This window comes from Rhizobium sp. NRK18 (assembly GCF_024385575.1).
In the GTDB taxonomy this organism is placed as follows: Bacteria; Pseudomonadota; Alphaproteobacteria; order Rhizobiales; family Rhizobiaceae; genus JANFMV01.
In genome coordinates this window covers 724,169-735,698 of the sequence record NZ_JANFMV010000001.1, presented here as the reverse complement: position 1 = coordinate 735,698, position 11,530 = coordinate 724,169, and the positions used below count along the sequence as shown (strand labels likewise).

Below are 11,530 nucleotides of genomic sequence, written 5' to 3'. Positions count from 1 at the left end.
GACTATCGCAGCAAGCGCCTGCAATCTGCAATGCCCTTCATCAGCGCCGTGACGGCAACAGCCCTGGACGGTTAATGGGCCTTCACCGGATATTCGTTGGCGTCGAAGACGTGGTGATGCACCCTGCCGGTGAACATCTCGAGAAGCCCCTTGGTCACTTCACGGCTTTCGAAGCGGACCGGGCTTTGCAGCGCGGCATTGCAGGTTTCCATGTCCGGATAGCGGATGGCGAGCGCCATGGCGTAGACCGGTGCACCCTCGTCACGCTCCATCCCATCGAGGACCCGCACCTCCGTCGCGCCCGGAAATTGCGTCCAGAGCGGCACCAGCCGGTCTTTGACATAGGCGCGGAAGGCCGCTTCCTTGCCAGCATGAATTTCACCCTCGAACAGGGCATAACGAATGATCATGGAAAGCACCTTGAAGGGAGAGATCATCAAAAAGGGCACGCCTTTCGACGTGCCCTTTCCGGGAGGTGGGCCGGTTACATCTTGCCCCAGATTTTCTTGTATTCGTCGCGGTAGCCGTTGTCGGGATCGAAGGTGTTCTTCGGTCCGCCGTCGAATTCGACGTTGGCGGAGGTCACGACATGCAGCGGCGAGACATAGCCGGACCACTGCTCACCCGCGAAGGCGCGGTTCAGCTCGTCGACCAGCTGCCAGCCCTGCAGGTTCAGCGGCTCCGCAACGGTGACCTGCTGATACTGCTTGGCGCGGATGCGCTGATAGGCGCTTTCCGAACCGTCGCCTGCGGCGACATTGACGGGATGGCCGTCACCGGGAATGCCGGCAGCGGAGAGCGACGGACCCATGAAGTCGAAATAGAGGTCGTTGATCGCCAGCGAATGCGTCCACTGGTCGCCGTATTTCTGCAGGAGCGACGTGGTGAGCTGCGGCATGCGCTGCGAGGTTTCGGCAATCGGAGTGTCGACATATTCGAGCACCTTGCCGCCGAGATCCTCGATCTCTTTCTTCATCCGGTCGGCCTTGGCGATCGCGATCTGGTAGGTCGAGTCGGTGAAGATGATGACGCCCGGCTTGCCCTTGGCATCGACATAGGCCCAGTCGGCCGCGGCCTTGGAAACTTCCATCGCGTCCGTGGTGACGTTGGCGAAGACGCCGACATCCGGAACCGGGCCGACGGCAGGCGCCGCATGCCAGGAGACCATCGGAATGTTGGCGGCCTTGGCCTGCTCCATCGCCGGTCCCTGTTCGACGGCGTCGAAGCCGTTGATGATGATGCCGTCCGGCTTCAACGCCATGGCCTGTCCGAAGGCGGCCGTACGGCCGGAAATCGAGCCGGCGCCATCGAGCACGGTCACCTTCCAGCCGGCGGCGTCGGCCGCTTCCTGGATGCCGTTGACGACGCCGAGAATGCCGCCGTTTTTCATGTCGCCGGCGAGAACGACGATGCTCTTGCCGTCGGCCGCCTTCGGACCGGTCGTCGGACCGTCCCACTTGTCCACCTTCGACGCGTACTTGTCGACGACGGCCTGTGCGTCCGCCATGGCATCGGCAAAGGCCGGTGCGGAGATCATCATCGCCACGATGGCGACGGTCGCTTTCATCATTGTCCTGCGTTTCATGCTCATTCCTCCCTTTGAGTATTCCGGCAAGCCCTCTGGAACTTGGCCTTATTGCCGTGGAGCGGCCTTCTTCACCGCCCCGCGTTTGCGTTGCGCGTATCCCGCGATGCCGATGGCCACCAGCAGGGTCACGCCGTTGAAGAGCGGCTCGACGAAGAACGAACCGCCGAATTGCTGAATGCCCGATATGCCGACCGCCAGGATCACGACACCAACGATGGTGCCCCAGACGTTGACGCGGCCGGGCTTGATCGTGGTCGAGCCGAGGAAGGCTCCGACCAGCGCCGGCAGAAGGTATTCAAGGCCGACGCTTGCCTGGCCGATCCTGAGCTTGGAGGCGAGCAGCACGCCCGTCATCGCCGACAGGAAGCCGGACGAAATGAAGGCGCCCATGACGAACTTGCGCACAGGAATGCCGTTCAGCGCCGCGGCCTTGGGGTTGGCGCCAATCGCATAGAGGTACCGGCCGATCGGCAGATATTCGAGCGCGATCCACATGACGACGGCGACGATCATGACGTAGAAGCCGGTGATCGGCAGGCCGAAGAGCATGGTGCCGTTGAGCGCGTAAAAACCGTCCGGCAGAACGCCGACGACCTGCCGGCCGCCCGTATGCCAGAGCGCCAGCGCGTAGAGCACCGTGCCGGTGCCGAGCGTGGCGATAAAGGAGTCGATCTTGGCGACCTCCACCAAGAGGCCGTTCAACAGGCCCGTGAAGGCCCCGAGCGCGAGCACGATCAGCACCGCCACCGGCCAGGGCAGGCCGAACATGGTCTGCAGGCTGATCGCCAGGATGTGCCAGAGCACGATTCCGTAGCCGATGGTCAGGTCGATGCGGCCCGCCGCCATCGGGATCATCGCCGCCAGCGACAGGAGCGCGATGATCGCTTTGTCGGAAATGATCGAGCGCAGGTTCAGGAGCGTCGGAAAGGTCCGCGGCAGCATGATCGAGAAGAGAATGATCAGCGCGGCCGTTAGGATGACAAGGCCGTAGACCGGCAGCAGCCGGGCAATCCGCTGGCCCACCGTCAGCCCTTTCATTTCCGCCTTGGTCGGCTCAAGCGCCGTGGATTCGATCGACTGCATGCTGTTCTCCCGTTCAAGCCGCTTCGGAGGCGGAGGCCGCGGTTATCAACGCGGGCGTCGTCAACGCCTCTCCGGCAAGTTCACTGACGATATGGCCGCGCGAGAAGACCAGCGCGCGGTGGCAGATATGGGCGATTTCCTCGAAATCGGTGGACACCACGACGACCGCCAGACCGGCTTCGAGCGCACGGGCGATCAGCCGGTAGATGTCCGCCTTGGCGCCGACATCGACGCCGGCGGTCGGGTCCTCGGCAATCAGGAGCTTGCGGCCGGTCGCCAGCCAGCGCCCAACGACGACCTTCTGCTGGTTGCCGCCCGAAAGCGCTTCGACCGGCAGGTCCGGATCGTTCGGCCTGAGACCGACTGACTGGCCGATGAACTCCGCATGCGCCGCTTCGCTGCGCGGCGTGAGGAAGGAAAACAGGCTGCGCTTGCCGGCAGCCGGATTGAGAAAGGTGTTTTCGCGCACCGACAGCGACAGCGCGACCGATTCTTCCGTTCGGTCGCGGGCGATCAGGCCGATGCCGCAGCGCATGGCCGCAAGCGGGCTCGAGAGATCGGGCGCCTCGCCGTTCAGCAGGATCTTGCCGTCGAAGTCCTCAGCCCCGAAAAGCGCCCGGCCGATGAGTTCCTGGCCTGCGCCGCGAAGACCGACGAGACCGAGCAATTCGCCCTTGCGAATGTCGAAGGAGATCGGAGCCGTACCGGCGCACTGCAGGTCTCGCACTTCGACGACGGCCTTGCCCGGGTTGGCCGCGGCCTTGACGAAGAGTTCATCGGTGGAACGGCCGACGATCATCTGCACCAGTTCGGCCGGCGTCGTATCGGCGACCTCTTTCTGGCCGACGAGCTTGCCGTCGCGCAGCACCGCGACACGGTCGGCAATGCGGAAGATTTCATCCAGACGGTGGGATACGTAGATCATGCCGACGCCGCGTTCTTTCAGCGGCCGGATCGCGGCAAACAGCCGCTCGACCTCGTCGGCCGGAAGGCTCGCCGTCGGCTCGTCGAGAACGAGCACGTCCGCCTCGACCGCCAAAGCGCGGGCGATCGCAACGAGCGACTTTTCCGTCCGTGTCAGGCTGGAGACCCGTGTCGAGGGATCGAAATCGCAACCGACCAGCTTCAACGCTTCCGCCGCGCGCCTCTCCGTTCCCGACCAGTCGATCAGGCCGGAGCGCATGGAAAAGCCCTGCGCCAGCCCAACGTTTTCTCCGACCGTCATCCATTCGATGAGGCCGAGATCCTGATGGATGAAGGCGACCGGCTGGCGTTCATTGGGTTTCGGGGGACGATGGGCGTAGGCTTCGCCACGGAAGCGGATTTCACCGCCATCGGGCTTGTGGATGCCGGCCAGCGTCTTGATGAGCGTCGATTTTCCCGCCCCGTTCTCGCCGAGAAGAGCCAGTATTTCGCCGGCCTTCAGATCGATCGACACGTCGGAAAGCGCACGGGTTCCCCCGAACTCCTTCGTGATCGATCGAAATTCCAGAAGCTGGCTCTCTCCCACTAGACGCTCCTCCCAAAGCCTCTTGATGAAGTTATGTTATCGATAACAATTGCGAACCGTCAAGCCCAAAAGCGGATAGTCATCGCAATTTTGGAATGCCTGACCGTGGCCTTCAGCCGAGGTCGCCGTCGAGCAGCCGCATCATCTCAGCGGAATCCTTCGGACCAAGCCCGGCGGCGCAGAGCAGACGGTGGATTTCGACGACCGGACCGGTCATCGGCAATGGTGTCTTCGTCTTCAGGGCGAAGGCCTGGAGACTGTCGAGATCCTTCAGCATGTTGTCGATCCGCCCCGTCGGCGTGTAGTCGCGCGCGGCGAACTTGCCCATGAATTCCTGCAGGATGGCGCTGTCGGCCCGTCCGCCCTTCAGCGCGGCGGGAATCCGGGCGGCATCGACGCCGCCCGCCTCGGCAAGCTTCACCGCCTCGGCGACCGCCTGGAACGCGACCGCGCAGAACAGCTGGTTGATGAGCTTGACCGTCTGGCCGGCACCATTCGGCCCCATCAGCGTATAGTTGGCAGCGAGATGCTGCATGACCGCGCGGGCCCGCTCGAAATCGGCTTCGTCGCCGCCGGCCATGATCGTCAGCCGCCCGCCAAGTGCGCCCGGCGCACCGCCCGACAACGGGCAATCGACCCACTTCATCCCGGTCTCGGAGGCCAGCTTCCTGGCCATGTCGGCGGTATCCTTCGGATCGATCGAAGACATGTCGATCAGCAGTTTGTCGGCCGTCGCGGCCTTGGCTACACCCGTCTCGCCAAACACCACGGCCCGCACGATATCGGCATGGTTGAGGCTGAGGATCACGAAATCGGAGGCGCCGACAGCGGCGGCGACCGTCTCGGCCGACTGGGCGCCCTTGCGCGTCAGCGCCGCGACCTTTTCGGCATCGAGATCGAAGGTGGTGACCGTCTGGCCGGTTTCGAGAAGACGGGTGGCGATCGCCGATCCCATGATGCCGGCCCCGATCACCGCAATTTTCAGCGCATCCCTGTCTGCCATCCTCCGGCCTCCCGTTTTGTTCAGTTTCCGATCAGTGCCGCAACGCGAGCGACGGCCGTCTCCAGCGGTTCCGCGCAATCGACCGGTATCGCGTTTTCATCTGCCCCTGGCACTTCCAGCGTCGCCAGCTGGCTGTCGAGCAGCGAGGCCGGCATGAAGTGGCCGGGACGGTGCGTCATGCGTTCGAGAAGCAGTTCCCGCGACCCGTGCAGATGGACGAAGATGAGGTCATTGCCCGCCTTGCGCCGCAGGACATCGCGATAGACCCGCTTCAGCGAGGAGCATGATGCAATCCCGCCACCGTCCGCGCGCATCGCCGCCAGCGTCTCGCCGACCTTCTCCAGCCAGGGCCAGCGGTCTTCGTCGGTCAGCGGAATGCCCTTCGACATCTTTTCGACATTGGCCGCCGGATGCAGGGCGTCACCCTCCACGAACGGCAAGCCGAGCCTGTCGGCCAACGCCGCCCCCATGGAGGACTTGCCGCAACCGCTCACCCCCATCACCACGATCAACGTCATGTCTTCTCCTCAAAGGCAGGCGGTAATGCCGCCATCGACATGCAGCGTTTCGCCGTTGATGAAGGAGGACGCCTTCGACGACAGGAAGACGGCGGCGCCGATCAGTTCCTCGACATCGCCCCAACGTCCGGCCGGCGTGCGCTTTTCCAGCCAGGAGGTGAATTCCGGATTGTCGATCAGGGCCTGGTTGAGCGGCGTCTTGAAATAGCCGGGCGCGATCGCGTTGATCTGAAGCCCGTATTTCGCCCAGTCCGTGCACATACCCTTGGTCAGGTTTTTGACCGCGCCCTTCGTCGCCGTATAGGGCGCGATCGACGGACGGGCGAGTTCGCTCTGCACGGAGGCGATGTTGATGATCTTGCCGCGCCCGCGGGCGATCATGTGGCGCGCCACCGCCTGCCCGACCAGGAAGACACTCGTCACGTTCGTCTTGAACAAAAGCTCGAACTTGTCGGCCGGATAATCCTCAAGCTGGGTGCGAAACTGCATGCCGGCATTGTTGACGAGAATGTCGATCGCGCCGATCTCCGCTTCGATCTTGGCGATGCCCGCATCTACCTCGGCCTTGTCCGTCACATCGAAGATGGCTGCGTGGCTCGTGTAGCCCTTGGCGGAGAGTTCCTTGCGCGCCTCTTCCACCTTATCCGCATTGCGGCCGTTGATGATGACCTCGGCCCCGTGCGCCGCAAGCCCATGGGCGAGCGCGAGGCCGATGCCCTGGCTGGAGCCGGTGATCAGCGCGCGGCTGCCCGAAAGATCGAACAATGGAAACATGACTTTCCTCCCGAAATTCTTGTTTGCGTATCAAGCGGCCAGACTGGCAGACCCGGCCCGGCCGCTCAATGCGGCATTGCGTACTCGATATATGTTATCGATAACATTTTCAATCTGAAACTCTGCCGATCACGCGGATCGTCGAAATTTCAGACCTCGATCGGATCCGCGCCGATGGCGGCAAGCGCTGCCTGCGCCACGGCAACATCCTCCTCACCCTTTCCCGAGCCAACGCCGATGGCGCCGGCGAGAAGACCGGAGAAGCGGATCGGCAGACCGCCCTTCAGATGCGTCACCCGCCCCTGCGAGGCGATGCCCGCCGCCGTGCCGAATTCCGGCGGCATGTTGCCGGTGGCGGCGTTGATCGAGGCGGCCGTGATGGCCTTTGCCGATGCCGTGTGCATCGAGGTGAACTTGGCGCCGTCCATGCGGAATTTCGCCAGCGTCTCGCCGCTCTGGTCGACAATGACGATATCCTGCGGGACACCCATCTCCTCGGCCTTGGCGATGGCAGCGGTCAAGGCGGCCATGACACCCTTGTGGGTCAGCGCGGTGGCGGGGCGGGTATAAGACATGATGAGGGCCTTTCGGTATGGATCATTGAAAAGTGGAGTGGAAAGGGATCAGGCACTTTCGCGCAGGATCACCTTGTACGGGGTGAGGATCAGTTCGTCGCCGCTGACTGCTTCGCCGGAAATCGCCTGAAGCAGCCTCTGCGCGGCGAGCCGGCCGATATCGTAGCATCCGACATTCACGGTCGAAATGCGGGGGTGGCAGAAAGCCGAAATTTCGTAGTCGCCAAACCCGGCGATGGCGATGTCGCCCGGCACCTTCATGCCGCGCCGCTGACATTCCATCAGCGCGCCGAAGGCCGAAAGGTCGGAAACACAGAGCACGACTTCCGTGTCCGGCCAGCGCTCCAGCATGGAGACGACGGCCTGCGCGCCCTGCTCGATGGAAATCGGCGGCACCCCGAAGGAAATCAGCCGCCCCGGCTCCAGCCCGAGTTCCTCGACCGCCTTCAAGAAGCCGGCGCGGCGCAGGCTGCCGCGCGTGTCGCGGGCCGACGTGCCGCCGATATAGCCGAATTTCCGGTACCCCTTGGCGGCCAGCGCCCGGACAAGATCGGCCATCACCTCACTGTTGGAAAAACCGACGACGTGGCCAATGGGCTCTTCGGGGATTTCCCAGGTCTCGACCACGGGGATCCCGGAATTCTGCAGCATCCGCCGGGCCTGGGGCGTATGCGATCCACCCGTGAGGATAATGCCCTCCGGCCGCCGCTGCAGCATCGATTGGATCAGCTTCTCCTCCTTCTCCGTCGAATAATCCGTGTAGCCGAGCAGAAGCTGGAGCCCCGATTGTTCGAGCGCGTCGGTGATGCCGCGTGCCGTATCGGAAAAGTTGGAGTTGTTGATCGAGGGAACGAGCGCCGCGACGAAGCCCGTGCGCCGCGAGGAGAGAGAACCGGCAGCCTGGTCGAGCACGTAGCCGAGCTGATCGACGGCTTCGAGGATGCGCTTGCGGGTCTCCTCGGAAACGCGGCCGTCCTTCTTCAAAGCGCGCGACACGGTCATGGTCGAAACGCCGGCATAATCCGCCACATCCGCCATCGTCGGTTTGCCGCCGATGCTGGAAGGCAACGGCCCGCCCTTGCTCATCCCCTTCTTCGCCAAACCTGTCCTCCCGCCATTCTCTACCAGCGATCATAAAGTTATCGCTATCACCCAGCAATAACCCGACCGCGTTTTTCCATAAGCCTCGCTAGAAGCGACATTCGGCATTCGAATCAATGCAATAACGACGGATGCGACCACCGGCTCAATCTTCGAACCTCACATTCCATCTTGAAAATGATATCGATAACAGAGATAGAAACGGACTGGATCGGGCAATCGTCGATGCTATGATCCGCGCCAATTCGGGAGGAAGACTGATGTTTGGAGAGTTGGAAGGAACGGGTTTCGAGGTCGTCGATCCGCGGTTCGAAGCCTGTTTTGTCGGGCATGCCAAGGTCGAGCGCCTTTGGACGGGCGGCCGCTGGCTGGAAGGCCCGGCATGGTTTGCGCCGGGGCGCTATCTGGTTTTCTCCGACATCCCCAACAACCGGATGATGCGCTACGACGAGGCCGGCGGAACCACGGCGGTCTTCCGCCAGCCGTCCAACAATTGCAACGGCAACACCGTCGACAATCAGGGCCGGCTCGTGACCTGCGAGCACCTCGCCCGCCGCGTCACCCGCACGGAAGTCGACGGTTCCATCACCGTCATCGCCGACAATTTCGAGGGTAAGCGCTTCAACTCACCAAACGACGTCGTGGTCAAATCCGACGACACGATCTGGTTTACCGACCCCTCCTACGGCATCATGCATGACTATGAGGGCGATTACGGCAAGGAAGAGATCGGCGGCTGCCACGTCTACCGCCACGATCCGTCCACGGGCAAGACCGTCCGCGTCGCCGATGATTTCGTCAAGCCGAATGGCCTTGCCTTCTCGCCGGACGAAAGCCTGCTCTATATCGTCGACACCGGTGGCACGCACCAACAAGGCGGCCCGCACCACATCCGCAAGTTCGCGGTCAATGCCGACAACAGCCTCAGCGACCTCGGCCTCTTTGCCGACTGCACCGCCGGTTTCTTCGACGGCTTCCGGCTCGACCGCACCGGCCGTATCTGGACCAGCGCCGGCGACGGCGTGCACTGCTACGATCCCGACGGCACGCTGATCGGCAAGATCCGGATCCCCGAAATCGTCTCCAACGTCACCTTCGGCGGGCCCAAGCGCAACCGGCTGTTCATCACCGCCACCACCTCGCTCTACGCGGTCTACCTCACCGCCAACGGCTGCAAGCTCGGCTGACAGCAAGCGCGGATTGTCGAAGAACATGCCCTCGACAATCCGCCGCAATCCGATATGTTATCGATAACAATAATAGTTGCGCCGGGAGGCACCCTTGTCGAAAATCGAGATATTGCAGGTCGGTCCCTACCCGTCATGGGACGAAGAACGCCTGAACGAGAATTTTGTCATGCACCGCTATTTTGAGGCGGACGACAAGCCGGCCTTCCTCGCCGAAAACGTCGCCGGCATTCGCGGCATCGCCACCCGTGGCGAGCTTGGCGCCAGCCGGGCGTTGATCGAAGCCCTGCCCAACCTCGAGATCATCAGTGTCTACGGCGTTGGCTATGACGCGGTCGATCTTGCTGCTGCCCGCGAGCACGGCATTCGCGTCACCAATACGCCGGATGTCCTGACGAAGGATGTCGCCGATCTCGGCGTTGCGATGATGCTGGCGCTCTCGCGCGGCATGATCGGCGCCGAGCGTTGGGTCAGAAGCGGCGACTGGGCGGCAAAAGGCCTCTACCCGTTGCAGAGACGCGCTCACGGTAAGCGCGCCGGCATTCTCGGCCTCGGCCGCATCGGCTTCGAAGTGGCCAGAAGGCTTGCCGGCTTCGACATGGAGATCGCCTATTGCAACCGCAGCCCGAAGGCGGTGGCCGGCGACTGGAAATTCCTTGCCGACCCGGTCGAACTGGCCAAGCACTCGGACTTTCTCTTCGTCGCACTGGCCGCCACGCCAGACACCCGCCATATCGTCAACCGGCAGGTGATCGAGGCGCTCGGTCCCGAAGGCATGCTGATCAATATTTCCCGCGCAGCCAACATCGACGAGGACGCGCTGATCGAGGCCCTGCAGGATGGCAGGCTCGGCTCCGCGGCACTCGACGTCTTCGAAGGCGAACCGAAGCTCGATCCGCGCTTTCTGACCCTCGACAACGTGCTCCTGCAGCCGCACCATGCATCCGGTACCTATGAGACCCGCAAGGCGATGGGCAAACTCGTCTTCGACAATCTCGCCGCACATTTCGCAGGCCGCGACCTGCCGACACCCGTTCTCTGAAAGACACGTCCATGAAAGCCATCGTCATTCACGCCGCCCACGATCTCCGCATCGAGGACCGCACCGAAGTCCAGCCGGGCAAGGGCGAAGTGCAGATCCGTCTTGCCACCGGCGGCGTCTGCGGCTCCGACCTGCATTACTACAATCACGGCGGCTTCGGCGCGGTGCGCCTGAAAGAGCCGATGATTCTCGGCCACGAAGTCTCCGGCCACATCTCAGCTCTGGGCGAAGGCGTCTCGGGTCTCGCGATCGGCGATCTCGTGGCGGTCTCCCCGTCGCGTCCCTGCGGTACCTGCGAATACTGCCAGAAGGGCCTGCACAATCATTGCCTCAACATGCGCTTTTACGGCTCGGCCATGCCCTTTCCCCACATCCAGGGCGCGTTCCGGGAAGTGCTGGTGGCGGACGCCAGCCAATGCGTGAAGGCCGATGGGCTTACCGCCGGCGAAGCGGCGATGGCAGAACCGCTCTCCGTCACCCTGCACGCCACCCGCCGCGCCGGTGAAATGCTCGGCAAGCGCGTCCTCGTCACCGGCTGCGGCCCGATCGGCACGCTGGCGATCCTTGCCGCGCGACGCGCCGGCGCCGCCGAAATCGTCGCGACGGACCTGACCGCCCAGACGCTGAAATTTGCCGAAACCGTCGGCGCGGACCGGACCATCAATCTCTCCGACGATCCGGATGGGCTGAAGCCCTACACCGCCGGCAAGGGTTATTTCGACGTCCTCTACGAATGCTCCGGCGCGGCACCGGCCCTTGCCGGCGGCATTGCGGCCATGCGTCCGCGCGGCGTCATCCTGCAGCTTGGCCTCGGTGGCGACATGAGCGTGCCGATGATGGCCATCACCTCGAAGGAACTCGACCTGCGCGGCTCCTTCCGCTTCCACGAGGAATTCGCGACCGCCGTCAGGCTGATGCAGGCGGGACTGATCGACGTCAAACCGCTGATCACCCACACCATGCCGCTTGCCGAAGCCGAGCAGGCCTTCATTGCTGCGTCCGACCGGACACGCGCCATGAAGGCACAGATCAGCTTCAGCTGATAAATCGGGACGCCTCTCACAAGGATTGCCAAACACTTAGTTCGCCCTCCGAACTTATTCGCAAAGCTGTAACGTTACTGTCATCCCGCTGTCACTCGCCAGGATT

General features: G+C 63.1%; 12 protein-coding genes. 3 read left to right on the top strand and 9 right to left on the bottom strand.

The window, feature by feature from the left end:
- Positions 1-71: 71 nt before the first annotated feature.
- From NN662_RS03380 to NN662_RS03340, 9 genes are all read right to left on the bottom strand, one after another.
- The gene (locus NN662_RS03380) at positions 72-410 is read right to left on the bottom strand and encodes a hypothetical protein (RefSeq protein WP_261928901.1); all 339 of its coding nucleotides are present in this window, start codon (positions 408-410) and stop codon (positions 72-74) included.
- Positions 411-484: 74 nt separating this feature from the next.
- The gene (locus tag NN662_RS03375) at positions 485-1,585 is read right to left on the bottom strand and encodes a substrate-binding domain-containing protein (RefSeq protein ID WP_261928900.1); all 1,101 of its coding nucleotides are present in this window, start codon (positions 1,583-1,585) and stop codon (positions 485-487) included.
- A 48-nt stretch (positions 1,586-1,633) separates the two neighbouring features.
- On the bottom strand, positions 1,634-2,671 hold the full coding sequence (locus NN662_RS03370; RefSeq protein ID WP_261928899.1) for an ABC transporter permease: 1,038 nt from the start codon (positions 2,669-2,671) through the stop codon (positions 1,634-1,636).
- A gap of 13 nt (positions 2,672-2,684) precedes the next feature.
- Positions 2,685-4,181: a sugar ABC transporter ATP-binding protein gene (locus NN662_RS03365; protein WP_261928898.1), complete on the bottom strand. Its 1,497-nt coding sequence runs from the start codon at positions 4,179-4,181 to the stop codon at positions 2,685-2,687.
- Between the two features lie 112 nt (positions 4,182-4,293).
- Positions 4,294-5,184, bottom strand: coding sequence for an NAD(P)-dependent oxidoreductase (locus NN662_RS03360; protein WP_261928897.1), 891 nt, complete (start codon positions 5,182-5,184; stop codon positions 4,294-4,296).
- Between the two features lie 20 nt (positions 5,185-5,204).
- On the bottom strand, positions 5,205-5,702 hold the full coding sequence (locus NN662_RS03355) for a gluconokinase (protein ID WP_261928896.1): 498 nt from the start codon (positions 5,700-5,702) through the stop codon (positions 5,205-5,207).
- 9 nt (positions 5,703-5,711) lie between these two features.
- Positions 5,712-6,476, bottom strand: a complete 765-nt coding sequence (locus NN662_RS03350) for an SDR family oxidoreductase (protein WP_261928895.1) — start codon at positions 6,474-6,476, stop codon at positions 5,712-5,714.
- A 149-nt stretch (positions 6,477-6,625) separates the two neighbouring features.
- Positions 6,626-7,051 carry a GlcG/HbpS family heme-binding protein gene (locus tag NN662_RS03345; protein ID WP_261928894.1) on the bottom strand — a complete coding sequence of 142 codons (426 nt, stop codon included), beginning with the start codon at positions 7,049-7,051 and terminating at the stop codon, positions 6,626-6,628.
- A 48-nt stretch (positions 7,052-7,099) separates the two neighbouring features.
- Positions 7,100-8,089 carry a LacI family DNA-binding transcriptional regulator gene (locus NN662_RS03340; RefSeq protein WP_261931852.1) on the bottom strand — a complete coding sequence of 330 codons (990 nt, stop codon included), beginning with the start codon at positions 8,087-8,089 and terminating at the stop codon, positions 7,100-7,102.
- Between the two features lie 323 nt (positions 8,090-8,412).
- Here NN662_RS03340 and NN662_RS03335 point away from each other — a divergent pair, with 323 nt between their 5' ends.
- From NN662_RS03335 to NN662_RS03325, 3 genes are all read left to right on the top strand, one after another.
- Complete coding sequence (locus NN662_RS03335; protein WP_261928893.1) at positions 8,413-9,339, top strand: SMP-30/gluconolactonase/LRE family protein; 927 nt, start codon at positions 8,413-8,415, stop codon at positions 9,337-9,339.
- A 94-nt stretch (positions 9,340-9,433) separates the two neighbouring features.
- Complete coding sequence (locus NN662_RS03330; RefSeq protein ID WP_261928892.1) at positions 9,434-10,381, top strand: 2-hydroxyacid dehydrogenase; 948 nt, start codon at positions 9,434-9,436, stop codon at positions 10,379-10,381.
- 11 nt (positions 10,382-10,392) lie between these two features.
- Positions 10,393-11,424 carry an L-idonate 5-dehydrogenase gene (locus NN662_RS03325; RefSeq protein ID WP_261928891.1) on the top strand — a complete coding sequence of 344 codons (1,032 nt, stop codon included), beginning with the start codon at positions 10,393-10,395 and terminating at the stop codon, positions 11,422-11,424.
- Positions 11,425-11,530 lie beyond the last annotated feature (106 nt).